Genomic DNA, 23,750 nt, shown 5'->3' on the forward strand with positions numbered 1-23,750 from the left:
TCCGGGTTCGCGTTTATCTGATATGCATGTGAACACCGCCAAGGAGAGATGTGCAATGGCCGACGACCTGATCCACGATCCCAAAGGGGGCATGCCGCGCCTGCTGGAAATCATGCGCCGCCTGCGCGATCCCGAAACCGGATGCCCGTGGGACATCGAACAGGATTTCTCGACCATCGCGCCCTATACCATCGAGGAAGCCTATGAAGTGGCCGATGCGATCGAACGCGAGGCCTGGGACGAGTTGAAAGGCGAGTTGGGGGATCTGCTGTTTCAATCGGTGTTCCACGCGCAGATGGCGACCGAACGGGGCCTGTTCACCTTTGATGAAGTGGCCGACACCATGTCGGACAAGATGGTCGCGCGGCATCCGCATGTGTTTGGCGATGAAAGTAATCAGAAATCCGCCGACCAGCAGACCCGCGACTGGGAAACCATCAAGGCGGCCGAACGCGCCAGCAAGAAGCAAAAGGGCACGCTGGATGGTGTTGCGGTTGGCCTGCCTGCCCTGCTGCGCGCGGTGAAGCTTCAGAAACGGGCCGCTCGGGTGGGATTCGACTGGCCCGACATTCGCCACGTGGTCGACAAGATCGTCGAGGAAGCCGGCGAACTGGCCGAGGCGCGCGACACCATGAGCCAGACCGAGATCGAAGAAGAATTCGGTGACATGCTGTTCGTCATGGCCAACCTTGCCCGCCATCTTGATCTCGACCCCGAGGCCGCGCTGAGGGCAACCAACCAGAAGTTCATTCGCCGCTTTGAGGCGGTCGAGGCCAAACTGGCCGAGCGCGGCAAGCGTCCGGAAGAGTCGACCCTTGAAGAAATGGACGGCCTTTGGGACGCGGTCAAAATCGAGGAAAAGGCCAAGACTTCGGATACCTGAATATTTTATTCAGGTATTGACCCTATAAAAACACTCAGGTAATTGCTTCACCAATCGAAACAGCAATCACCTGAGTGAGTCCCATGTTTGCACGTCTCAAATCTGCCTTCCTTGCCGCGACCGCAATCACCGTTGCCGCGCCTGTCGTTGCCGAAGAGGTCAACGTTTATTCCTATCGTCAGCCCGAGCTGATCAAGCCGCTGACCGATGCCTTCACCGCCGAGACCGGCATCAAGGTGAATGTCGCCTACCTCAAGAAGGGTATGGTTGAGCGTATGCAGGCCGAGGGCAAACGTTCGCCAGCGGACCTTGTTCTGACCGTTGACATCTCGCGTCTGGCCGCCGTTGTGAACGCGGGCCTGACCCAAGCTGTTGAAAGCGACACGCTGAACGCCAACGTGCCTGCGCAATACCGCGACCCCGACAACCAGTGGTACGGCCTGACCACCCGCGCCCGCATCGTTTATGCCTCGAAAGATCGCGTTGCCGAGGGTGAAGTCACCACCTACGAAGATCTGGCTGACCCGAAATGGAAAGGCCGCATCTGCACCCGCTCGGGCACCCACGCCTACAACGTCGCGCTGACCTCAGCGGTTGTGCATCACCACGGCGAAGAAGGTGCCGCGAAGTGGCTGGAAGGCATCAAGGCCAACCTCGCCCGCAAACCGCAGGGCAACGACCGCGCGCAGGTCAAGGCGATCTGGGCCGGTGAATGCGACATCGCGATCGGCAACACCTATTACATGGGCAAGATGCTGGCCGATGAAGAACAAAAGGCCTGGGCCGACAGCGTGAACGTGCTGTTCCCGACCTTTGAAAACGCGGGCACCCACGTGAACATCTCGGGCGTTGCGATGGCGAAACACGCGCCGAACCCGGAAGCGGCGCTGAAGATGATGGAATTCCTGACCTCGCCGCAAGCACAGGAAATCTATGCCAAGGCCAACTATGAATACCCGATCGCACCGGGCACCTCGCCCGACCCGCTGGTCAAGGGCTGGGGCGAGTTCACCGCGGACGACGTGAACCTGATGACCCTGGCTGGCAACCGCCCCGCTGCTCTGAAGATCACCGAAACGGTTGATTTCGACGGCTGATCCGCTAGTTGATATTGCGTCCGGAAGGCGTCCCGCATGGGGCGCCTTTCTTTATTTCAGAACGTGATCGAGGCCAGGAAGAACCTGCGCGACCGTGCTTGCCGCAGGACCGCCGGGTTCATAGACGGCCAGACAGGGCACGGTGAAATCCTGCCCGCCAGACACGGGGGACAGGTGGCCGCTTGCCCTCAGGGGGGCTGCCATCCGCTCTGGCAGAAAGGCCATGCCACCCCTGTTCTGCATGTAGTGCAGCGCCATGGCAGCGTTACCAAGAAACAGGTGACCGGAGCGGCCCGCAAGCTGTTCCCGCACGGCGGCATCATAGGCCGGACCAAGCTGAAGATTGAGAAACAGCGGCAGGTCGGGATCATTCAGATCACAGGGTTCAGCCGCCATCAGGATCATACGTTCCGACGGCAATTCGTACACTGTCAGATCGCTTCCGGCGGGCGTCTCGTGGGTGACCGTCAGATCAAGCATTCGATTACGAAGCAACTCCAACGCATTGCTTTCGTGATCAAAATTTAAGGTCAGCGGTAGCTTCCCCAATTCTTCTTCGGCCCAGATCGTCAGGTCCACCAGCAATGTATCCCAGATCGACAGCTGACAGCCGATCCGAAGGGCAATGCGATTGGCGAATTGCTGGCCGAGGCCCTGACGGATCTGGTGCCACTGGCTCAGCATCTGTTCGGCATAGGGGCGAAGATGGTGGCCCGCCTCGGTTAACGCGGTGCCGCCGGGGCCACGGGTGAAGAGGTCGACATCCAGCTGCATTTCAAGAGCGCGAACCCGGCTGCTTACCGCGGCCTGCGTAATATTCAGACGCGCGGCGGCGCGGTGAAAGCTGTGGGTGTCGGCAATTGCCAGAAAGGTTCGTAGGTGTTTTTCGTCCATGTGAAAACAAAAGACGACCAGATTGATAAAAACAATACGTTTTTCCGATCAGACAAACTTCGCTAGGCTTCCTGACAACGCAGATCAGGAGACATGCCATGCTCGACAAATCGCACAAACCCACATGGACCAGCTTTGAAGAGGCGACACAGGCCGATTGGGACGCGGTGATGGACTATGAAGAACAGTTCAACGCCGAACTGGTCGACCGCATCATCGCCATGCTGAAATCGCTGGACGAAGAGTGGACGCCCTACCCGATCAACCGCTACCAGCACTGCCTGCAGGCCGCGACTCGCGCCCATGCGGATGGCGCGGATGAGGAAATCGTGGTGGCTGCGCTGATCCATGACATCGGTGATATCCTGTCGCCCTACAATCACGGCGAACTCGCAGCGGCGATGGTGCGCCCCTACATGAGTGAAAAGGCCCGCTGGATCATCGAACATCACTGCGTGTTCCAGGGGTATTACTACAACCACATGCTGGGCGGGGATCGCAACGCGCGCGACAAGTACAAGGACAGCCCGTATTACGACGACGCGGTCTATTTCTGCCATAACTACGACCAGAACGCCTTTGATCCGAACTACCCGTCCAAACCGCTTGAATTCTTTGAACCGATGCTGCGCCGGGTGTTCTCGAAATCGGGCGGGCACATGGAGTTGAACGAAACCGCGAACGACTGATCGTTCGGGAAAAAGAGTTGGGGCGGCAGGCGATGGTCTGCCGCCCTTTTGCTTTTGGCTGGACAAGGTCACGCGGTTTGCCCAAGGTCGCCGCGACCACAGGAGGCCCCCATGAGCGCGCGAAAGATCATCATTGATACAGACCCCGGACAGGACGATGCGGTTGCCATACTGCTGGCGCTGGCCAGCCCCGAGGAGATCGAGGTTCTGGGGATTACGGCCGTGGCGGGCAATGTACCGCTTCCACTGACCAGCAAAAATGCGCGTATTGTCTGCGAGTTGGCAGGCAAGCATGATGTGAAGGTTTATGCGGGTTGTGACCGTCCGCTGGGCCGCGATCTGGTGACGGCGGAACACGTGCATGGCAAGACGGGCCTGGATGGGCCGGTGCTGCCTGACCCGCAAATGCCGCTTCAGGAGCAGCACGCGGTGGATTTCATCATCGACACCCTGCGCGCGCATAAGCCGGGAACGGTCACGCTTTGCCCGCTGGGCCCGCTGACCAACATTGCGATGGCCTTTGAGAAGGCCCCCGACATCATGGACCGGGTTCAGGAGATCGTGCTGATGGGCGGCGCCTATTTCGAGGTTGGCAACATCACACCGGCGGCGGAGTTCAACATTTACGTCGACCCGCAAGCCGCTCATATCGTTTTCAAATCTCCCGCACCTAAAGTCGTGATGCCGCTTGACGTGACGCACAAGGCGCTGGTGACGAAGCCGCGTAACGATGCCTTCCGCGCCCTTGGCACCAAGGTCGGGATCGCGGTGGCCGAGATGACGGATTTCTTTGAACGTTTCGACAAGGAAAAATACGGCTCGAACGGTGCGCCGCTGCATGATCCCTGCGTCACGGCCTATCTGATCAAGCCAGAGCTGTTCTCGGGGCGCTACATCAATGTCGAGATCGAAACCCACTCGGAACTGACGATGGGAATGACCGTCGCGGATTGGTGGGGCGTGTCGGGCCGCGAGGCGAATGCGCTTTTCATCGGTGATGTGGATGCCGACGGGTTCTTTGACCTGCTGACCGAACGTCTGGCGCGCCTATGAGCGCGGCGCTGCACCTCGCGAAACCTGAAGATCTTGACCGGCTCGTCCCGCTTGTGGCGGCCTTTCACGCCGAAGAAGGGATCACGCAGGACGAGACCACGCGCCGCAATGCCCTTTTACCGCTTCTGGAGGGATCGCCGCTGGGGGCGATCTATATCATCGGGCCGACGCGCGCGCCGGTGGGCTATATTGTCCTTACGTTCGGGTGGAGCGTGGAGTTCGGCGGAATGGACGCTTTCGTGGACGAGTTGTTCATTCGCTCTGCGGTGCGCGGTCGGGGGATGGGAAGCGAAACACTCCTGACCCTGTCCAAGATGTTGGGTCAGGCCGGTGTGCGTGCATTGCACCTAGAGGTGGATCGCGAGAATGAAACTGCCAAGCGGCTTTATACCCGCACTGGTTTCAAGGCACGGGATCGCTATATGTTGATGACGCGCGAACTTTAGGCCTGTCATGACCCTGCATATCCCCTTTCAGAACAGCTATGCCCGCCTGCCGGAGCATCTTTACTCACGCATTGAACCGACGCCGGTGAAGGCGCCGGAGGTTCTGGCGTTCAATCATGCACTGGCCAATGACCTCGGGATCACGGGCACCGACGATCTGGCCGAACTGGCAAGGGTCTTTGGCGGCAACGATGTCCCCGAAGGCTCGGAACCCCTGGCGCAATTGTATTCCGGCCACCAGTTCGGCCACTGGAACCCGCAACTGGGCGACGGGCGGGCCATTCTTCTGGGCGAAGCAGGTGGGTTTGATATTCAGCTCAAGGGCTCTGGCCCTACGCCCTATTCGCGCAATGGCGACGGGCGGGCCTGGGTTGGGCCGGTGCTGCGCGAGTTCGTGGTCAGCGAGGCAATGCACGCCCTTGGCATTCCCACAACCCGCGCCTTGGCCGCCGTAGCCACGGGCGAAACGATCTACCGTGAAACCGCCCTGCCCGGCGCGGTTCTGACCCGTGTGGCCTCGAGCCACATCCGCGTTGGCACGTTTCAGGTTCTGGCCGCGCGGGGCGATACCGCCGGATTGAAGGCGCTGTTCGAACACGCGGTTGCGCGCCACTATCCACATGTCAGCACGCCGCTTGAGTTCCTCAAGGCCGTGATCGAGCGTCAGGCGCAGTTGGTGACACAGTGGATGTCGGTTGGCTTTATCCACGGCGTGATGAACACCGACAACTGTGCCATTTCCGGCGAAACAATCGACTATGGCCCCTGCGCCTTTATGGACGAATACCACCCGATGATGGTGTTCTCCTCGATCGACCGACGCGGGCGCTATGCCTATGCGGCACAGGCCGACATCATCGTCTGGAACATGGCCCAGCTGGCGACGGCACTGGTGCCGCTGGAAGAGGACACCGACAAGGCGGTTGCAGGATATACCGAGGCGATCAACGCCATGCCGGAACGGGTGCATACGCTCTGGCGCGAGGCGCTTGGGCGCAAGATCGGCCTTGGCGAGACGCAGGCGGATGACTTGCAACTGGCCGCGCGTCTGTTGAAGCTGATGAGCGATCAGGGGGCTGATTTCACCAACACCTTCGCGGCCCTGTCGGGTGACAAGGCCCGCGATCAGTTTGTCGATCCCGCCAGTTTTGACGATTGGGCGCGTGACTGGAAAGTGCGGATTGCCGGTGAAGATGCCCCAGAAGAGGTGATGCGCCGTGCCAACCCTGTATTGATCCCGCGCAACCATCGGGTTGAAGAGATGATTCAGGCTGCGGTTCAGGGGGACATGGCCCCGTTCCTGCGCCTGTCGCAAGCTCTGGCCAAGCCGTTTGAGCACAATCCGGAGTTCGCTGATCTCACCCGTCCCCCGAGCGCGGGCGAGCGGGTTCAGCAGACATTCTGCGGCACCTAGATCAGCGCCGGTTGATCAGGATGATGCCAAGCGCGACCAGAACCAGCGCCAGCCAGATCGAAAGGCCGACCTGTTCGTCCAGGAGCCACCAGCCCAGAAGGACGCTGAACACCGGCGACAGAAAGCTGAACGAGGCCACGCCCGAGGCCGGATAGATGGTCAGGAGCCAGAACCAGATCAGGTAGGCAATGGCAACGATTCCGATGGCTTGGAACATCAGGCCGGCCACGTGGATCGCCTGCGGATCGCGCAGCAGTGGCCCGAACAGCGGCGCCACCGCGATCAGGACAATGGACGACACGATAAGTTGCCAGATCAGCTGGGTCTCGGGCTTTTCTTGCGACAGCGGTGTCAGGCGCACGACAAGCGCAATGCCGCCCCAGAAGATCGCGGCCCCAAGGGCAAACAGATCCCCCCAGAGCGAGGCCTCGCCCCCCTGCCTGTCCATGACCGCCACGATCACCCCCGCCATGGCGAGGACAAGACCCAGCAGCCGCACGGCATTCAACCGTTCTCCGGGCAGGAACACATGGGCCACCAGCGCCAGCCAGACCGGCATGGAGTAAAAGATGATCGAGGCGCGCGACACGGTGGTCAGGTCGAGCGCGATGTAGAGGCAGATGAACTCGAGCGAGAACAGGATGCCGGCCAGGATACCCGCGCGGACAACTGGTGCAGAGCGGCCAAAGGCTTTCCTGCGATAGGCCATCCAGAGGGCGACTGCGGTAAGGCCGATCAACGACCGGATGCCAGCAGAGAAGACCGGCGAAAACCCACCGTTGGTGACCTTGATCACGACCTGATTGAACGACAGCGCGATCGCGAAGACCGTCAGCGCGATGGTGCCAAAGGTGTCTATGTGAGTTTTCCGTTCCATAGGAGCAGAGGCCGTCATTTTCGTTCACAAGTCAAGCAATGAGCGCATCTCACCCGACGTCGGGAACCGGGCGCTTGAGGCAAGGCCCCGCTGCGTGTTACCCCAAGCGCGTATCTTATTGAGGCGCGTCATGAATTTCCTACAAATCACTTCCCTGCTCATCGTGCTTGCCGGCGCTTTCGGGGCGATCAATTACCTTTTCCTCAAGCTCCCTTCGGCCATCGGCATCCTCGTGGTGGCGCTGTTTGCCTCTTTCGGGCTCTTGGCGGTGGATATGGTTGCGCCGCAGTTCGGCATTGCAGAGGCCGCACGCCATATGATCATCGGCATCGATTTTTCGGATGCGCTTCTCGAAGGGATGCTGGGCCTCCTGCTGTTTGCAGGCGCGCTGCACGTCAAGCTGGCGGACCTGCGGGCACAGTGGTTGCCGATTGCCCTGATGGCGACGGTGGGGGTTGGCCTGTCGACGGCCATCATCGGTGTCGGCTTCAGCTGGATCACGGGAATGCCGCTGATGGTGGCCCTGGTCTTCGGGGCGCTGATCTCGCCCACCGATCCGGTGGCGGTGCTTGGGGTGTTGCGCGAAGCCAATCTGCGCAAGAGCCTTGAGACCAAGATTGCGGGCGAAAGCCTGTTCAACGACGGGGTGGCCTATGTGGTGTTCCTCGTGCTGACCGGCATTGCCTTTGCGGGCGGCGGACACGGCAGCCATGACAACGAATTGGAAGGGGCCGCGATCCTCTTTGTGCAGGAAGCCTTCGGGGGCGCGGTTCTGGGCCTCGTGCTGGGCTGGCTCACCTTCCGGGTGATGCGTCTGATCGACGACTATTCCCTTGAGGTGCTGCTGACGCTGGGCCTGGCTTTTGGCGGCTATGAACTGGCGGTGGCGCTGCATGTCTCCGCGCCGATCATGGCGGTCTGCGCGGGGCTTTTGATCGGCGATATCGGGGCCAAGCATGGCATGAGTGTCGAGACCCGCGAATACGTGGATGCCTTCTGGAAACTGATCGACGAAATCCTCAACGCGGTGCTGTTCCTTCTGATTGGCTTCGAGGTCTTTGCAGTCGCCTTTGACATGCAGTTCCTAATGGCCGGTGTCATGGCGATTGCGCTGGCGCTGGTGGCGCGCCTTGCGGCGGTGGCGGTGCCGGTTCTGATCCTCAATCCGTTTCGCGAATTCAGCCGCGGCGTGATCCCGATCATGACATGGGGCGGCCTCAAGGGCGGGATTTCCGTCGCGCTTGCGCTGTCGCTGCCCGACGGAGACTGGAAACCGCTGATCCTGACGGCCACTTACGTGGTGGTGATCTTCTCGATCATCGTGCAGGGTCTGACTATTGCACCGCTGGCCAAGAAGGTTGGCCGTGAACCGGAGTTGATGTGATGCGCAACTATGTCGTCTATGACGTCTTTACCGAAACGCCGTTCGGAGGCAACCAGCTGGCCGTCTTCCCGGACGCTGGCGAATTGCCCGAAGCCGACCTCCAGAAGATCGCGGCCGAGTTCAACTTTTCCGAAGTGACCTTTGTCTATCCGCCCGAGGATGCCAGTCACACGGCCAGGGTCCGGATTTTCACACCTACGACAGAGGTTCCCTTTGCAGGCCACCCCACGATTGGCACGGCGATTGCGCTGGCCGATCTGGGACATGGCGGCGAGATGGTGCTCGAACTCGGGGTCGGGCCGCTTGTCTGCAAGGTCACGGATGGCGGCGCGCAGTTCACCACCGAGGTGCCGCTTGAGGTTCTGGCGACCCCTGATCCCGCCTTGGTGGCGCGGGCGCTGGGCATCAGCGAGGATGCCATCCTCACAACATCACATGCGCCGACAATGGCCTCTCTTGGCTTGCCGTTTACCATCACCGAACTCGACTGCCGCGATACGCTGGCGGCGTTGCAGACCGACGTGGCAGCCTTTCGCGAAGGCAATGCAAAATATCCGTCTGGCCTGGACTTTGCCCAGTTCGCCTATGTCCGCGAGGGCGATGTGATCCACGCCCGCATGTTTGCCCCTCTCGACAACATTCCCGAAGACCCGGCTACGGGCAGCGCATGTGCCGCACTGGGCGCCCTGTTGGCTTCGGTGGAAGGTCAGGACATGACATTGCGCGTACATCAGGGCGACGACATGGGACGGCCCAGCGTGATTGGCGTTACCACGCTTGATGGGGCGGTCACGATCAGCGGCAGCGCCTGCAAGGTGATGGAAGGCAGCCTGACCTACTGATGCAAAAAGCGCCGCAACGGATGCGGCGCTTTTGCGTGTGTCTTATCCGTTGGCCCGACGCGACTTGCCGCGCGGCGGCCCCTTGCGGCGACGGCGCGGCCCACCCGAAGGCTTGCCGCCCCCTTTTGGCTTTTCGCCGCCCTGCCAGACACGACGCCCCTGCCCGCCCTTGGATTTCTGCTTGGGGTCTTCCAGCCCCATCCAGGGACGACCGGACAGAACCGGAATGGTCATCTTCATGACCTTCTGGATCGCCTTCAACTCGTCCACCTCATCGGGCGAACAGAAGGCGACAGCGGCGCCATCCATCCCGGCCCGCGCGGTGCGGCCGATGCGGTGCACATAGTTTTCGGGCACATTCGGCAGATCGTAGTTGTAGACGTGGCGCACCTGCGGGATATCAAGGCCGCGCGCCGCCACATCGGTGGCTACGAGAACCATGGTTTCGCCTTCACGGAACGCCTTGATTGCACGCTCCCGCTGGCCCTGGCTCTTGTTCCCATGCACCGCCGCCGTGGCATAACCCGCCCGGTCCAGCGCCTTCATCAGCCGGTCGGACCCGTGTTTGGTGCGGGCAAAGACAATTGCCGCCTCGTCGCGGTGGGCATCCAGAAGCTCGATCAGCAGGCTGGTCTTCTCGGCCTTGGCGATAAAGTGGATGCCCTGGGTGATCTTGTCGGCAGCCTTGCCCGGAGGCGAGACCTGAACCCGTTCGGGATTGTCGAGATAGGCGCCCGCGATCTCGGACATCTGCTTTGGCATGGTGGCCGAAAACAGCATCGTGTGGCGCTTCTCGGGCAGGAATTCCGCAATCTTGCGCAGGGCATGGATAAAGCCGAGATCAAGCATTTGGTCGGCCTCATCCAGCACGAGGAAATCGGTGGCCGAGAGGTCAATGGCTTCGCGTTCCAACAGGTCGATCAGGCGGCCCGGCGTAGCGACAATGATGTCGGTGCCTTTGGCAACGCGGTTGATCTGCGGGTTGATCGAAACACCGCCAACAACAAGACCAACCTTGAACGGCGTGCCATCAACCAGCACCGCAAGGTTTTCCTTGATCTGGTTCACCAACTCGCGGGTTGGCGCAAGGATCAGGGCGCGCGCGGTCTTGGGCTCTGGTTTGCGGCCATAGGATTGCAGACGCGCGATCAGCGGCAGGCCAAAGGCCAGCGTCTTGCCGGTGCCGGTCTGGGCAAGGCCCATGACATCGCGGCCTTCCAGCGCCAGCGGAATGGCGCGCTCCTGGATCGGGGTGGGTTTGTCGATACCGGTTTTCACCAGTTTCTCGACCAGCTTCTTGGGCAGGCCAAGATCGTTGAATGTCGTCATAACAGCTTTCCGACGCCGCATATGAACGACGCCTTGCATCGCCCCGCATCGCGGAGCCTCAGGTGGATGGGCCGCTTGCCCCGCGCCTTTCACGTCGCGGTCAACACGCCCCTGAGCCCACGCGTGATCTTGGGATCGGGATGAACGCCTTGGCCGAAATTCACTTTCGGTCTTGATTTGATGCTCACGCGGCAGAAGGCGGTTGGGGTTGCACATGGGGTGTTGCGCCTTTGCTGTCAAGCGCGAAAGGTGGCTTATCCCCAGTGAAAAGAGGTGGAATGCGGCCTTTGCAGCGGTTAAAAACCTTCTCCAACACAAGCAGGGACAGCATAAATGCCGGACACCATCATTTCCCGCTGCGAGGCCAAGGGCCTGCGCATGACAGAACAACGTCGTGTGATTGCCGCGGTTTTGCAGGAAAGCGCGGACCACCCCGATGTGGAAGAGCTCTATGCACGTGCTTCTGCAAGGGACGCCGGGATCTCGCTGGCGACGGTCTACCGAACCGTCAAGCTGTTCGAAGAGGCCGGCATCCTCGACAAGCTGGAATTCGGCGACGGCCGTGCCCGCTATGAGGATGCAGAGCGCGAACACCACGATCACCTGATCGATATCAACTCGGGCGAAGTGATTGAATTCGTCGATCCGGAGATCGAAGCCCTGCAGGAAAAGATCGCGGCCAAGCTGGGCTACACGCTAAAGGGCCACAAGCTCGAACTTTACGGCGTTCCGATCAAGAAATAGGCCCCCTCACGGCCGGGCGACCAAAATTTTTCGAAAAATTTTGCGGCGGGACATTCTTCGAGAAGAATGTCCCTTTTGCTTTGGCAATCAGGCGCGCAGCTTTTCACCCTTGGGATCAAACGGCGGCTCGGACAGGATCACACCCTTGTGGGGTTGGCCCAGCACCATCACCTCAACGCTGTCTCCGGGGCTGGCCTTGCCGTGTTTGACATAGCCAAGCGCCAGCGACATGCCCACGGTGTAGCCATAGGTGCCCGAGGTCACGCGGCCGATGCCTTCGCCATCCTTGAAGATCGGCTCGCCCCCCGTTGCGTCGGCGTTTGACGCCTTGACCGCCTCTTCGTCGATATGGATCAACACCAGCTGCTCGCGCGGCTCCTGTGCCAGCACCTCTTCGACAGCCGCCTTGTTGAGGAAGTCCTTGTTCAGCTTGCACAGCCGCTCGAGCCCCACTTCCTGCGGCCAGTATTCCGGGCTGTATTCGCGGCTCCACGAGCCATAGCCCTTCTCGACCCGCAGCGACATCAGCGCACGGCCGCCAACGGGGCCGGCGCCGAACTCTTTGCCGGCGTCCAGCAGAGCTTCATAGAGGCGTTTCTGATCCTCCACCGCGCAGTGCAGTTCCCAGCCGAGATCGCCGGTGAACGACACCCGCAGCGCAAGGGCACGCACGCCTGCAATGTCGATCCACTGCGACCGCATGAAGGGGAAATCCTCGGTGCCAAGCGAGGTGTTGGTCAGGCGTTGCAGCAACTCGCGCGACTGCGGTCCTGCCACGTTGAAGCCGCACATGGTGTCGGTCAGGCTTTCGAAAGTGGTGCCTTCGGGCAGCGGGACCATGTCGAAGAACCGCTTGTGATAGCGTTCTGCCATGCCCGACGAGATCACGTAGAACTCGTCCTCGGCCACGCGCGTCACGGTGGCGTCGCCCGCGATCCCGCCCCGCACGCCAATCAGCGGCGTCAGGCACGAGCGGCCCACGGATTTCGGCATGGTGTTGGCAAAGACGGCGTTCAGCCAGTCTTCGGCCCCTGCCCCCTTCACGCAGTACTTGGCAAAGTTCGAAATGTCGATGATGCCCGCACGATCGCGCAGCATGTGGCATTCCTCGCCAACCGGCTCCCACCAGTTCTGGCGGGTGAACCCGTTGGTATCGACGGTGCCCGGTTCTTTCGCGAACCAGAGCGGATGCTCCCAGCCGTAGTTCAACCCAAAGACTGCGCCCATGTCCTTTTGCATCTCGTAGATCGGACGGGTGCGCAGCGGACGGCCCGCGGCGCGTTCCTCGTTGGGGAAGTGGATGGCAAAGCGGTGGGCATAGACGTCCTGGACCTTGGCCTTGACGAAATCGGGGTTGTTCGCCCAGTGGCCAAAGCGCGCCACGTCCCAGGGGAACATGTCGTACTGCATCTCGCCTTCGATGATCCACTGCGCCACCATGAGGCCCATACCCGCCGACTGCGAGAAGCCCGGAATGATGCCACCGCACATGAAATAGTTCTTCAGTTCCGGCACCGGGCCAAGGATCACGTTCGAGTCGGGCGACCAGATCATCGGGCCGTTGATCACGCGCTTGATGCCCGCGGTGCCAACCGCCGGAACCCGGTCGATGGCGCGCATCATGTTTTCCTCGATCCGCTCGAGATCATCGGGGAAGAGATCATGGGCAAAATCAAGCGGCGTGCCGTCTTCGGCCCAGAACCGCATGTCTTTTTCGTAGGCACCAATCAGCAGGCCCTTGCCCTCCTGGCGTAGGTAGTATTCGCCGTCACGATCCGCCACGGATGGCAGACGGCGATCCATCGCGTCGATCTCGGCGATGGTTTCGGTCACGAAATACTGGTGTTCGGTGGGCTGGAGCGGCACCTCGATGCCTGCCAGCTTGGCGACTTCACGCCCCCAGAGACCGGCGGCGTTGATGACCCACTCAGTGTGGATATCGCCCTTGGTGGTCTTTACGATCCAGCTTCCGTCGGGCTGCTGTTCGGTGCCGATGACCGGCGTGAAGCGGTTGATCTCGGCCCCGCGCTGGCGTGCGCCCACGGCATAGGCATTGGTCACGCCAGACGGGTCGACGTTGCCGCCATCGGGTTCCCACATGATGGTGCGGATGCCATCGAAATTGACCAGCGGGTGCAGGCGCTCGGCCTCGTCGCGGCTGATCTCGTGGAAGTTCATGCCGTAGAGCTTGGCCTTGGCGGCTTGCAGCTTGAGCTGGTGTTCGCGGTTCTCGGTCTGTGCGAGGTAAAGCGAACCGGGGCGGAAAACGCCGCAGGACTGGCCGGTCTCGGATTCCAGCTCGTCATAGAGGCGCATGGTGTAGTGCTGCAGGCGGCTGATGTTGGCGCTGTCGTGCAGGCCGTGAATGTTGGCCGCCGCGTGCCAAGTCGAGCCCGATGTCAGTTCATCGCGCTCAAGAAGGATAACGTCGCTCCAGCCGAGCTTGGTGAGGTGGTAGAGAATCGAGCATCCGATGACGCCGCCGCCGATCACGACGGCCCGTGCCTGGGTCCGCATAGGTTCTTGTTCCCGTGTCAGGTTTCATATGTCTGATCCCAAGACTGACCCGCAGAGCCGAGCCAAAAATGCCCCTTTGCGACACTTTCGGTCGTAAGCCAGCCTCTTTCAGGCCGAGGCAAACTAGCAATTTCACTTTCAAAGGGCAGACTGCGTGGGAATTGCAGAGACAAAATCAGTTAGACCAAAAGTGGAACTTATAGGCGATGTTGTTTTGGAGCGTTTTGGCCATGCTTGGCGTGGCAGCCATTCCGATCCTAGCGTCGGAGACGGCGAGTGATACGTCAACAGAAGACGACCCCGATGCGCCCGAAACACCGGAGAGACTGTTGCCTCCTACGACGACACGCGCCCGCCCCCCGACGATCACCAGCAACCCGCCGATCGTATTCACGACGCTATAGGGCGGGTAGATCCCACTGTTGACCGGTCTCAGATGGGTCTGGCGATGTTCACGACAAAGTCGAGGCGGATCATGTCCTTGACGAGGTTGGGGAAGCCGGTGATGCCAAAGGCCTTGCGAGAGACCTCGCCCGACACGCGCAGGATCAGTTCGGAATTGTCGACCGGTGCGGAGCTTTTGCGCATGAAAACCGCCTGTAGCACCACAGGCACCCTGATCCCCTTGAGGGTCAGATCACCCTCGATCTGGGCCCCGTCCCGCGTGCGCGTGATCCTGCGGCTTTGGAAACGGGCGGTCGGATAGCGCCCGGTATGGAGCATATCCTCGCCCTTCAGGGCCACCATGCCAAAGGGATCGGCAACCCGCACACGCGCCGTTGAGACATCCACGTCGACGCGCGAACGACGCACGTTTTCCAGATCCACCACGATGTCGGCACCGGTAATGGGAAAGGTGCCGCGTGTCGGCTCGGGGCCGGAGGAATAGAAAAACTCGACCTTTGACCCTTGCGCGAGAACATAGGCCTGCGGTGCTGCATGGGCGACCGACACAAAAACAGCCAGCAAAATGCTGGTCAGGAAAAAAGCGAGTCTCTTCATACCGTCCAGATTACCAGTGCACACATCACATGCACACAACGTTCGCGTGACCTGGGGGCAAGAAAGACGAAAACACAAAAACGTCACCCTTTGTCGAAAACGGACAAGCCGCATTGGACACATCTGTCAAGGTCGACAAAAATCACATCAGAGGTTCCCCATGAAAACCACCACCCGTGTTGTTGTCATTGGCGGCGGCGTTGTCGGCTGCTCCGTCCTTTATCACCTGACCAAACTCGGGTGGTCAGACGTGATGCTGCTGGAGCGTTCGGAGCTGACATCCGGTTCGACATGGCACGCGGCGGGCGGCTTTCACACGCTGAACGGGGACACCAACATGGCGGCCCTTCAGGGCTATACCATCAAGCTCTACAAGGAACTGGAAGAGATCACCGGCATGTCCTGTGGCCTGCACCACGTTGGCGGCGTGACGCTGGCGGACAATCAGGAACGCTTTGACATGCTGGTTGCGGAACGGGCCAAGCACCGTTTCATGGGGCTCGAAACGGAAATTGTAACCCCGGAAGAGATCAAGAAGATCGCGCCTGTCACCAATGTCGACGGGATCATCGGCGGTCTCTACGATCCTCTGGACGGGCACCTTGACCCTTCGGGCACCACCCACGCCTATGCCAAGGCCGCGCGCATGGGCGGCGCGACCATCGAGACGCATTGCATGGTCAAGGAAACCAACCAGCGCCCCGATGGCAGCTGGGATGTGGTGACCAACAAGGGCACGATCCACGCCGAGCACATCGTCAACGCAGGCGGCCTCTGGGCGCGCGAAGTGGGCGCGATGGCAGGCGTGTACATGCCGCTGCACCCGATGGAACACATCTATCTGGTGACGGATGAAGTGCCGATGATTGCCGAGATCATCGACGGCGGTGGCGAACACCCGCATGTGATGGACCCCGCCGGCGAAAGCTATTTGCGGCAGGAAGGCCGCGGCCTCTGCATCGGGTTCTATGAACAGCCTTGCAAACCCTGGGCGGTGGATGGCACCTCCTGGGACTTTGGCCACGAACTCCTGCCTGACGATTTCGACAAGATCGAGGACTCGATCGATTTCGCCTACAAACGCTTTCCCGCGCTGGAGGCGGCTGGCATCAAATCGTCGATCCACGGACCCTTCACCTTCGCGCCTGACGGCAACCCGCTCGTGGGGCCCGTTCCGGGAATGCGCAACTATTGGTCGGCCTGTGGCGTGATGGCGGGCTTCAGCCAGGGCGGCGGGGTTGGCCTGATGCTGGCGCAATGGATGATCGAAGGCGAATGCGAACGCGACACGATGGCGATGGACATCGCGCGGTTCGGTGACTGGATCACCCCCGGCTATACGCTGCCGAAGGTGATTGAGAACTACCAGAAGCGTTTCTCGGTCTCCTACCCGAACGAAGAGCTTCCCGCTGCACGTCCGTTCCGCACCACCCCGATGTACGACATCTTCGACAGCATGGGCGCGGTCTGGGGCCAGCAATACGGCCTTGAAGTGCCAAACTATTTTGCCGAAGGCGATGAGCCACGCTTCGAGACGCCATCCTTCCGCCGCTCAAACGCCTTTGAGGCCACCGCGCGTGAAGTCAACGCGGTGCGCTCTGCGGTGGGCATCAACGAGACCCACAACTTCGGAAAATATGTCATCAAGGGCGACGGCGCCCGCGCGTGGCTGGATCGCATCATGGCAGGGCGCGTGCCGAAACCGGGCCGCCTGTCCCTCACCCCGATGTTGTCGCCCAAGGGGCGTCTGATCGGTGATTTCACGATCTCGTGCCTTAGCGAGACCGAGTACCAGCTGACGGCGTCTTATGGTTCGCAGGCCTATCACATGCGCTGGTTCCAGCAGAATCTGGACGATGGTGTCGAGGTCATCAACGTCTCGGACACGCGCAACGGTTTCCAGATCGCCGGCCCCAAGGCGCGCGAGGTGCTGCAGGCCTGCACCCGGACGGACATCAGCGACATGAAATTCATGGATGTGCGCCGGATAACGGTTGGCATGGCGGACTGCATCGTTCAGCGCGTGTCCTATACCGGCGACCTTGGGTATGAGATCTACTGTGATCTGCCCTCGCAACGGGCCCTGTGGAATGTCCTTTGGGATGCAGGTCAGCCGCACGGCATGAAGCCCTTCGGGATGCGCGCCATGATGAGCCTGCGCCTCGACAAGTTCTTCGGATCGTGGCTGGCGGAATTCTCGCCGGATTACACCGCAGCCGAGACCGGTCTTGATCGGTTCATCAGCTTCAAGAAAAACGTGGACTTTATCGGCCGCGCCGCTGCCGAGGCGGAACGGGAAGCGGGTCCGGCACGCAAACTCTGTGCCTTCGAGGTTGATGCCGATGATGCGGATGTGAACGCCTATGAACCGATCTGGCTGGATGGCAAGGTCGTCGGGTTCTGCACCTCGGGCGGCTACAGCCACTTTGCGCAGAAATCCATCGCACAGGGGTTCGTGCCGGTGGATCGCGTGGAGGACGGGCTTGAGGTGGAGATCGAAATCCTTGGCAGCATGCGCAAGGCCCGCCTGATTTCCGAACCGCTTTTCGATGCAGACGGCGCGCGGATGCGCGGCTGATCTTCCTCTCGGATGCGATCTGAGATTTAATGCAACCGCCAGCGGGCCTTCTGTTCGCTGGCGGTTTTCATTTCCACGGGGCGTTCATGCTTGCCATCCTGATCCTTGCTGCCGGTCGATCCTCGCGGATGGGAGACGACGACAAGCTGTTGCAGGAGGTTGAGGGCGCACCGCTTGTTGCGACGATGGTGGCGCGGGCCAAAGCATCCGGCTGTCCGGTCTATGCCGCCCTGCCTCCGGATCGCCCCGCACGCTGGCAGGCGCTGTCAAATTCCGGTGCGGTTTTGGTAAACGTTCCCGACGCCGCAAAAGGCATGGGACATTCGATTGCAGGCGGCGTAGCCGCCCTGCCCGACGGTATTGGTGCGGTCATGATCCTGCCTGCGGACATGCCCGAGATCACACGCACGGATATCGCCACGCTTTGCACGGCATGGGAGGACGCGCCGCAGGAAGACTTGCTCCGGGCCACGTCGCAAGATGGCAAACCCGGCCATCCGGTGATTTTCCCAAGGCGGTGTTTCGAGGATTTGAAAGCGCTGTCAGAGGATCAGGGCGCGCGTTCCGTCTTGTCCGGGGAAAAGCCGCATCTTGTCGCCCTGCCCGACCGGCATGCGCTCACCGATCTCGATACCCCGGAAGACTGGCACGCCTGGCGCGCGGCTCAGGAACTGCGCTGACGCAGGATTTCCTGAAGGATTGGCACTGGCATGGCCGCACGGGCAGCCGCGAAGGCCTTGCCCTCACCTTGCTCACGGACCTGCGGCAGCACCTGCTCAAGCGCATCGCGCTGATCTTTGGGAAGGGTTTTCAGCTGTGCGCGGTCCGGCTGGAAGGTCTCGGTCCAAACGCCATTCACAAGGATCACCTCGTGACGTTGAGTGAGGATCTGAACGTCCTTTTCCTCTGTAGCCTCCACCTCGACCACCCCGTTCAGGCTGGCGAGATCACGAGCACGGACAAAGGCCTCGACCGGTGCATCGTTTGAAAAGGCCTCGGCCATACTGCCCCGAAGGGTCATGAGGATGCGCTGACGCGCCGAAAGTTCGAGATCTCGGTCGGGGCACCCTTCATCAATGCAATCCTTGGAGAGGCGCAGACGGGCGTTCGCGGAGCACGCACCTTCCGGGCGCCCGATCCACAGGATCGGCTGGTAACCGTTGTCGCGCGTCAGAACCAGATCACCGACAACCAGGTCACGCGCCATGCAACGACCGCGCAGCGTTACGACAATTGCGTCATGGGCCATGCAAGACTCGACCTGCGTCTTGGCAACCGTTTCTGGTGGAGAGATCTCGGTGAGATCACCCAAATCGGGCGCTACATTCCGCGCTTCGCTTACTGGCGCGATTTGCGTATCGAGAAGTTTGGCAGTCGACATCGAAAACCTGGAGACTAGAGAAACACAAAACCGGCGAAATTTCCGGTCGTCCCGTTCTCTTCCGCAATCAGGGCAGGATTTTGACCCGCAGGAGACAAAAGCGCGGCCAGCCAGAAAGATTTTTTCTCCAAGCCCCTGACGTCACTCTTTTAATTTCTCACGCCAACACTAAATGGCGTCTGCTACGATACCCAATAATAATATGTACGGATTCGAGAGGACACCCAATGCGGACCCGCTTGCTTACCCCCTTTGTATTGGCCGCTGTGGCCAGCTTGGTCACCCCCTTGCCAACCTCTCTGATCGCTCAGGACGCCGCGAAACCCGCGCGGCCCGCCAAAATTTTAACGGTAACTGAAAGGGACAGAGTTCAGCGGGTTGAAATCCCAATTGTCGTCGAGCCCGAACAATCCGCAGTCCTGACCATGCAGGAAGGCGGCGTGCTTCAGGAGCTTCCCGTCATCGAGGGAAGTGTTGTCAAGGAAGGCGATCTGATCGCGCGCGTCGACACCCGTATCCTTGAAAACAACGTCATGCAGGCACGTTCGCAATTGGAACAGGCGGAACAAGAGTTCGAACGCGCCGAACGCCTCTTGCAGCAGGACAATATCTCCCAGAGCTCCTATGACAGCCGCAAAACCTCGCGGGACCTGGCGGCCCTTAGCTTGGAAGCGGCGGAAAAGCGTCTGAGCGACGCCACGCTTCTTGCCCCGTTCGACGGTGTTGTGGCCCTTGTCGAAGTAGACCAGTTCCAGACGGTCTCCGACCAGCAGGCAATCGTCACCCTGCAAAGCGAAATCGCCTTCAAGGCCCTCGCCAACGTTCCGGCAAGCCGCATGGTGGATTCCTCTGACTTCCAGGTCATCAGCAGTAACATTGTCCTCGACGTCGCCCCGCTGGAAGCCATCCCCGCCGCATTCCGCGCCATCGCGCTTCAGGCCGACCCGGCGACCCAGACCTATGAAGCACAGTTCAGCTTTACCCGTCCGGAGGAACTTTCGGTTCTCCCGGGCATGACCGGCGAACTGATTGCCGAGGTCATTCTTGACGCGTCCAAACCCTATACTCCCGTCATCGAGATCCCCACGGCAGCGATCCAACACGACGGTGCAACCGCATATGTCTGGCTGGTCAACGAAAGCGACATGACCGTGAGCCGCCGCAACATCACCGTGGCGGATGAAGTCGGCGACAAGCTGGCGGTCACAGACGGTCTGCGTGAAGGCGATCAAATTGTGGGTGCTGGTGCTTCCTACCTGTTTGAAGGTACGAAAATCCGCCGCTTCGGCAACTAAGGGTCAACACCATGAGCATTGCCGAGTTTTCAATCAAGAACCGCCTGATCGGCGCGATCGTCATCCTGATCTCGCTGTTCGGAGGCTGGTCGGCCTATCAGACCATGCCACGCTTCGAAGACCCCGAGTTCACCATCAGAACCGCGCAGGTCATCACCTTCTATCCGGGTGCCACGCCGCTTGAAGTGGCCAACGAGGTCACGGAAACACTGGAAACCGCGTTTCAGGAGATGATCGAGGTCGACGAAGTGAGGTCCACGTCCGAAGCGGGCCTTTCGACCATCGCCGTCGATATCCTGTTCGAGTTTTCGCAGACCAAGGAAGACCTGAACATCGTCTATACCAAGCTGCGTAACAAGGCGCGGGATGCCGCGCGCAACCTGCCCCCCGGCGCGGCAGAGCCTCTGGTCAACGACGACTATGCCGACGTTTACGGCCTGTTCTATGCCCTGACCGGTGACGGTTTCTCGCCCCGGGAAATGCAGGATTATGCCAAGTCACTGCGCACCGAGCTTCTGACGGTTGATGGCGTAGCCAAGGTGGTTATTGACGGCGTTCAGGATGAAGCGATCTATCTCGAGTTCAACCAGCAGCAACTCGCCGTTGCCGGCGTGACGCTCGATCAGGTCTTTGGCCAACTGGAAAAACACACCTCCGTGGTGTCGTCCGGAAACGTCAAGGTCGACGGACAGCGGATCACCATCCAACTGCCGGAAACCACAGACTCGGTCACGGCACTGGAAAACACGGTTGTGACCACGGGCAACGACTCGCGCGTTGTGCGCCTGCGCGACATCGCATCGGTCAAGCGGGGCTACAAGGATCCCGCCACCAAGATCATGCGCTACAACGGCTTGCCTGCTCTGGCCATCGGCGTGGCGGCTCTGCCGGGCGAGAACATCGTCGAAGTCGGCAACAACATCACCGCCAAGATTGCCGAACTGGAAAGCGAACGCCCGATCGGCCTCGAGATCGAGACCTACTATCATCAGGGTGACATCGTGGACGTGTCGGTAAAGGACTTTGCCCTGAACGTTCTCATGGCGCTGGTGATCGTTCTGGTCACGCTTGGGGTCTTCATGGGGATCAGCTCGGCCGTGGTCATCGGCGGGGTTCTTCTGCTGACCATTGCGGCGACGCTTACAACGATGAACCTGATGGGTATTCCGATGCACCGCATCTCGCTTGGCGCGCTGATCATCGCGCTTGGTATGCTGGTGGACAATGCCATCGTGGTGACCGAGGGCATCCTTGTCGGCGTACGTCAGGGCAAGAGCAAGCTGGCGATGGCCAAGGACATCGTGACCCGCACCAAGTGGCCTCTTCTGGGGGGCACCGTTGTGGGCATCATTGCATTCGCCCCTATTGGCTTTGCGCCCGGTGACGTAGCCGAATTCACCGGCCACCTGTTCTGGGTTGTGATGATTTCACTTTCCTTCTCCTGGATCTTCGCCCTGACCGCCGTTCCGCTTTTCGCCGACCTCCTGTTCAAGGAGCACAAGGGCGTGGTCGAAGAGCAGAAGGAAGGCACCATGATGCGTCTTTACAAGCGCTTTATGGTGGTGCTGCTGAAGGTGCGAGTTCTGGTGATCGCCGGTGCCTTTGGCGCCTTTGCCCTGGCCGTGATGGGAATGTCGCTGATTGCGCCGGGCTTCTTCCCCGCCTCCACGACGCCCCAGATCGTGGTGGATGTCTTCCTGCCCGAAGGCACTGATATCGAGGAAACCGACTCGATAATCCGGGAACTGGCTGAAGAGATGAAAGGACGCGAAAACGTGGTCGACGTCCTGTCCCTGACCGGCGGAGGCACCATCCGTTACATGCTGGTCTATGGCCCCGAGGACCGGGCATCGTCCTATGGTCAGTTGCTTCTCAAAGTCGAGGATTACAACCAGATCGATACGATGATCCCCGAGATCAAGGCCCATGTCGACAACACCTATCCCGACGTGCAGGCCAAGGTCTGGCGCTTCCAGCTTGGCCCCGGCGGCGGCTCCAAGATCGAAGCCCAGTTCTCTGGCCCCGATCCGGTGGTGCTGCGGGATCTGGCCAACCAGGCCAAGGCCATCATGGCCTCGAATCCGAGCGCAACCTCGATCAAGGATGACTGGCGTCAGCCCGTGCCGGTGATCGAACCGATCATGAACGAAACCCGCGCACGACGTCTTGGCATCACGCGCGAGGATGTGGCCAATGCAATCAACATCAACTTCACCGGAAGGCAGGTCGGGATCTACCGCGAGGAAGACTATCTGATCCCGATCATGCAACGCGCCCCGGCAAGCGAACGGCTTGGCGTCGACAACATCGAAACCGTTCAGGTGCCCTCGGCGGTGACCGGCGGAACGGTGCCCCTGTTGCAGTTGGTGGACGGCTTCAAGACCGAGTGGCGCTCGGCCAAGTATCGCCGCGTTGATCGTGTCTGGACCATCAAGGCGCAATCCGATCCGGTTGCAGGCGTCCTTTCCGGCGACCTGTTCACCGAGTTGCGCCCCGAAATCGAGGCGATCGAGTTGCCAGCGGGCTACAAGCTCAAGTGGAAGGGTGAATATGGCGACAGCACCGAAGCCAATGCCGACGTGTTCTCGACAGTTCCGATGGGCTTTGCCGCGATGGTGCTGACGGTTGTCCTCTTGTTCAACGCGATCAGACAGCCGCTCATCATCTTCCTGACGGTGCCGCTTGCGATGATCGGCGTGACCTTCGGCCTTGTCACAACAGGGTTGCCGATGGAGTTCATGGCGATCCTTGGGGTGCTTTCGCTTTCGGGTCTTCTGATCAAGAACGCCATCGTTCTGGTTGACCAGATGGACATTGAAATCGCCGAAGGCATGCCGCGGTTCGATGCGGTGGTGGATTCCGCGGCCAGCCGTGTTCGGCCGGTGATGATGGGGTCCCTGACCACCGTTCTCGGGGTGATCCCGCTGTTCGCCGATGCCTTCTTCCGCTCGATGGCGGTGGTGCTCGTCTTCGGCCTCAGCTTTGCCACCATTCTCACGCTCTTGGTGGTGCCTGCGCTCTACATGGTCTTCTTCCGCATCAAGACCAGCGAAACCGCCAAGGCCTGATCCGATAAACAAACAGAAAGCCCCGAAGTCACCACGACTTCGGGGCTTTTCTTTTGGGACCATGCAGTCCTTCAAAACGCGGACATCAAGCCCGCGCGAAACGTGGACCCGAAGGCAAAGTCAATCATTTGAGGAGCTTGGTACCCAAGGCCGGACTCGAACCGGCACGCCCGCAAGGGCGGGGGATTTTGAATCCCCTGCGTCTACCATTCCGCCACTTGGGCTCCGTCCGAAACGTCTAGCCAAGCGCGCGCCCG

Annotated in this window: 19 protein-coding genes and 1 tRNA gene; 13 read left to right on the forward strand and 7 right to left on the reverse strand. The window is 60.5% G+C overall.

The genetic code is table 11. From position 1 onward, the window contains the following. Positions 1-55: 55 nt before the first annotated feature. Both mazG and ABWV42_RS00350 read left to right on the forward strand, forming a co-directional pair. Positions 56-883, forward strand: coding sequence for a nucleoside triphosphate pyrophosphohydrolase (mazG, locus tag ABWV42_RS00345; protein WP_353338402.1), 828 nt, complete (start codon positions 56-58; stop codon positions 881-883). 83 nt (positions 884-966) lie between these two features. Continuing rightward, complete coding sequence (locus tag ABWV42_RS00350; protein ID WP_353338403.1) at positions 967-1,980, forward strand: Fe(3+) ABC transporter substrate-binding protein; 1,014 nt, start codon at positions 967-969, stop codon at positions 1,978-1,980. 51 nt (positions 1,981-2,031) lie between these two features. On the opposite strand, the gene ABWV42_RS00355 is transcribed toward ABWV42_RS00350, so the two are convergent. Continuing rightward, positions 2,032-2,874, reverse strand: coding sequence for a LysR family transcriptional regulator (locus tag ABWV42_RS00355; protein WP_353338404.1), 843 nt, complete (start codon positions 2,872-2,874; stop codon positions 2,032-2,034). A gap of 98 nt (positions 2,875-2,972) precedes the next feature. Between ABWV42_RS00355 and ABWV42_RS00360 the strand changes: the two genes are divergently transcribed. From ABWV42_RS00360 to ABWV42_RS00375, 4 genes are all read left to right on the forward strand, one after another. Beyond that, complete coding sequence (locus ABWV42_RS00360; RefSeq protein WP_255108004.1) at positions 2,973-3,563, forward strand: HD domain-containing protein; 591 nt, start codon at positions 2,973-2,975, stop codon at positions 3,561-3,563. Positions 3,564-3,674: 111 nt separating this feature from the next. Next, positions 3,675-4,616 carry a nucleoside hydrolase gene (locus tag ABWV42_RS00365; protein WP_353338405.1) on the forward strand — a complete coding sequence of 314 codons (942 nt, stop codon included), beginning with the start codon at positions 3,675-3,677 and terminating at the stop codon, positions 4,614-4,616. Continuing rightward, the gene (locus tag ABWV42_RS00370) at positions 4,613-5,062 is read left to right on the forward strand and encodes a GNAT family N-acetyltransferase (protein ID WP_353338406.1); all 450 of its coding nucleotides are present in this window, start codon (positions 4,613-4,615) and stop codon (positions 5,060-5,062) included. Before ABWV42_RS00365 ends, ABWV42_RS00370 begins: the two co-directional genes overlap by 4 nt. 7 nt (positions 5,063-5,069) lie before the next feature. Continuing rightward, positions 5,070-6,476 carry a protein adenylyltransferase SelO gene (locus tag ABWV42_RS00375; RefSeq protein ID WP_353338407.1) on the forward strand — a complete coding sequence of 469 codons (1,407 nt, stop codon included), beginning with the start codon at positions 5,070-5,072 and terminating at the stop codon, positions 6,474-6,476. Between the two features lies 1 nt (position 6,477). On the opposite strand, the gene ABWV42_RS00380 is transcribed toward ABWV42_RS00375, so the two are convergent. Next, on the reverse strand, positions 6,478-7,353 hold the full coding sequence (locus tag ABWV42_RS00380) for a DMT family transporter (protein WP_353338408.1): 876 nt from the start codon (positions 7,351-7,353) through the stop codon (positions 6,478-6,480). 130 nt (positions 7,354-7,483) lie between these two features. Between ABWV42_RS00380 and ABWV42_RS00385 the strand changes: the two genes are divergently transcribed. After that, positions 7,484-8,737 (forward strand): cation:proton antiporter, encoded by a 1,254-nt coding sequence (locus tag ABWV42_RS00385; RefSeq protein ID WP_353338409.1) that lies wholly within the window; start codon positions 7,484-7,486, stop codon positions 8,735-8,737. Continuing rightward, positions 8,737-9,579 (forward strand): PhzF family phenazine biosynthesis protein, encoded by an 843-nt coding sequence (locus tag ABWV42_RS00390; RefSeq protein WP_353338410.1) that lies wholly within the window; start codon positions 8,737-8,739, stop codon positions 9,577-9,579. The genes ABWV42_RS00385 and ABWV42_RS00390 overlap by 1 nt, the downstream gene beginning before the upstream one ends. Positions 9,580-9,621: 42 nt before the next feature. On the opposite strand, the gene ABWV42_RS00395 is transcribed toward ABWV42_RS00390, so the two are convergent. Continuing rightward, a complete protein-coding gene (locus ABWV42_RS00395; RefSeq protein ID WP_353338411.1) occupies positions 9,622-10,908 on the reverse strand; it encodes a DEAD/DEAH box helicase in 1,287 nt (428 codons plus the stop codon). Positions 10,909-11,241: 333 nt separating this feature from the next. Here ABWV42_RS00395 and ABWV42_RS00400 point away from each other — a divergent pair, with 333 nt between their 5' ends. Continuing rightward, the gene (locus tag ABWV42_RS00400) at positions 11,242-11,652 is read left to right on the forward strand and encodes a Fur family transcriptional regulator (protein WP_255108022.1); all 411 of its coding nucleotides are present in this window, start codon (positions 11,242-11,244) and stop codon (positions 11,650-11,652) included. Positions 11,653-11,739: 87 nt separating this feature from the next. Here ABWV42_RS00400 and ABWV42_RS00405 read toward each other — a convergent pair whose 3' ends face one another. Together ABWV42_RS00405 and ABWV42_RS00410 are read right to left on the reverse strand one after the other, a co-directional pair. After that, complete coding sequence (locus ABWV42_RS00405) at positions 11,740-14,169, reverse strand: GcvT family protein (RefSeq protein ID WP_353338412.1); 2,430 nt, start codon at positions 14,167-14,169, stop codon at positions 11,740-11,742. Positions 14,170-14,601: 432 nt separating this feature from the next. Beyond that, the gene (locus ABWV42_RS00410; protein ID WP_353338413.1) at positions 14,602-15,171 is read right to left on the reverse strand and encodes a YceI family protein; all 570 of its coding nucleotides are present in this window, start codon (positions 15,169-15,171) and stop codon (positions 14,602-14,604) included. 160 nt (positions 15,172-15,331) lie between these two features. Between ABWV42_RS00410 and ABWV42_RS00415 the strand changes: the two genes are divergently transcribed. Then, a complete protein-coding gene (locus ABWV42_RS00415; RefSeq protein WP_353338414.1) occupies positions 15,332-17,749 on the forward strand; it encodes a GcvT family protein in 2,418 nt (805 codons plus the stop codon). 29 nt (positions 17,750-17,778) lie between these two features. Further along, a complete protein-coding gene (locus tag ABWV42_RS00420; protein WP_353338415.1) occupies positions 17,779-18,429 on the forward strand; it encodes a nucleotidyltransferase family protein in 651 nt (216 codons plus the stop codon). On the opposite strand, the gene ABWV42_RS00425 is transcribed toward ABWV42_RS00420, so the two are convergent. Further along, entirely contained in the window at positions 18,414-18,998 is a 585-nt protein-coding gene (locus tag ABWV42_RS00425) for a Hint domain-containing protein (RefSeq protein WP_353338416.1), read from the reverse strand. The genes ABWV42_RS00420 and ABWV42_RS00425 overlap by 16 nt on opposite strands. 359 nt (positions 18,999-19,357) lie before the next feature. Between ABWV42_RS00425 and ABWV42_RS00430 the strand changes: the two genes are divergently transcribed. Both ABWV42_RS00430 and ABWV42_RS00435 read left to right on the forward strand, forming a co-directional pair. Beyond that, complete coding sequence (locus ABWV42_RS00430; RefSeq protein ID WP_353338417.1) at positions 19,358-20,425, forward strand: efflux RND transporter periplasmic adaptor subunit; 1,068 nt, start codon at positions 19,358-19,360, stop codon at positions 20,423-20,425. An 11-nt stretch (positions 20,426-20,436) separates the two neighbouring features. Further along, positions 20,437-23,493: an efflux RND transporter permease subunit gene (locus tag ABWV42_RS00435; protein ID WP_353338418.1), complete on the forward strand. Its 3,057-nt coding sequence runs from the start codon at positions 20,437-20,439 to the stop codon at positions 23,491-23,493. A gap of 138 nt (positions 23,494-23,631) precedes the next feature. On the opposite strand, the gene ABWV42_RS00440 is transcribed toward ABWV42_RS00435, so the two are convergent. Continuing rightward, a tRNA-Leu gene (locus ABWV42_RS00440) sits at positions 23,632-23,717 on the reverse strand. Positions 23,718-23,750: the final 33 nt, after the last annotated feature.

The organism is Pelagimonas sp. KU-00592-HH, assembly GCF_040369695.1.
Classification (GTDB): domain Bacteria; phylum Pseudomonadota; class Alphaproteobacteria; order Rhodobacterales; family Rhodobacteraceae; genus Shimia.

What these genes read in the sequence shown, in the direction of transcription:
- mazG (WP_353338402.1), top strand. Translation starts at nt 56, where the DNA reads ATGGCCGACGACCTGATCCACGATCCCAAAGGGGGCATGCCGCGCCTG.
- ABWV42_RS00370 (WP_353338406.1), top strand. Translation starts at nt 4,613, where the DNA reads ATGAGCGCGGCGCTGCACCTCGCGAAACCTGAAGATCTTGACCGGCTC.
- ABWV42_RS00405 (WP_353338412.1), bottom strand. Translation starts at nt 14,169, where the DNA reads ATGCGGACCCAGGCACGGGCCGTCGTGATCGGCGGCGGCGTCATCGGA.
- ABWV42_RS00380 (WP_353338408.1), bottom strand. Translation starts at nt 7,353, where the DNA reads ATGGAACGGAAAACTCACATAGACACCTTTGGCACCATCGCGCTGACG.
- ABWV42_RS00400 (WP_255108022.1), top strand. Translation starts at nt 11,242, where the DNA reads ATGCCGGACACCATCATTTCCCGCTGCGAGGCCAAGGGCCTGCGCATG.
- ABWV42_RS00410 (WP_353338413.1), bottom strand. Translation starts at nt 15,171, where the DNA reads ATGAAGAGACTCGCTTTTTTCCTGACCAGCATTTTGCTGGCTGTTTTT.
- ABWV42_RS00425 (WP_353338416.1), bottom strand. Translation starts at nt 18,998, where the DNA reads ATGGCCCATGACGCAATTGTCGTAACGCTGCGCGGTCGTTGCATGGCG.
- ABWV42_RS00390 (WP_353338410.1), top strand. Translation starts at nt 8,737, where the DNA reads ATGCGCAACTATGTCGTCTATGACGTCTTTACCGAAACGCCGTTCGGA.
- ABWV42_RS00385 (WP_353338409.1), top strand. Translation starts at nt 7,484, where the DNA reads ATGAATTTCCTACAAATCACTTCCCTGCTCATCGTGCTTGCCGGCGCT.
- ABWV42_RS00360 (WP_255108004.1), top strand. Translation starts at nt 2,973, where the DNA reads ATGCTCGACAAATCGCACAAACCCACATGGACCAGCTTTGAAGAGGCG.
- ABWV42_RS00375 (WP_353338407.1), top strand. Translation starts at nt 5,070, where the DNA reads ATGACCCTGCATATCCCCTTTCAGAACAGCTATGCCCGCCTGCCGGAG.
- ABWV42_RS00415 (WP_353338414.1), top strand. Translation starts at nt 15,332, where the DNA reads ATGAAAACCACCACCCGTGTTGTTGTCATTGGCGGCGGCGTTGTCGGC.
- ABWV42_RS00395 (WP_353338411.1), bottom strand. Translation starts at nt 10,908, where the DNA reads ATGACGACATTCAACGATCTTGGCCTGCCCAAGAAGCTGGTCGAGAAA.
- ABWV42_RS00350 (WP_353338403.1), top strand. Translation starts at nt 967, where the DNA reads ATGTTTGCACGTCTCAAATCTGCCTTCCTTGCCGCGACCGCAATCACC.
- ABWV42_RS00355 (WP_353338404.1), bottom strand. Translation starts at nt 2,874, where the DNA reads ATGGACGAAAAACACCTACGAACCTTTCTGGCAATTGCCGACACCCAC.
- ABWV42_RS00420 (WP_353338415.1), top strand. Translation starts at nt 17,779, where the DNA reads ATGCAACCGCCAGCGGGCCTTCTGTTCGCTGGCGGTTTTCATTTCCAC.
- ABWV42_RS00435 (WP_353338418.1), top strand. Translation starts at nt 20,437, where the DNA reads ATGAGCATTGCCGAGTTTTCAATCAAGAACCGCCTGATCGGCGCGATC.
- ABWV42_RS00365 (WP_353338405.1), top strand. Translation starts at nt 3,675, where the DNA reads ATGAGCGCGCGAAAGATCATCATTGATACAGACCCCGGACAGGACGAT.
- ABWV42_RS00430 (WP_353338417.1), top strand. Translation starts at nt 19,358, where the DNA reads ATGCGGACCCGCTTGCTTACCCCCTTTGTATTGGCCGCTGTGGCCAGC.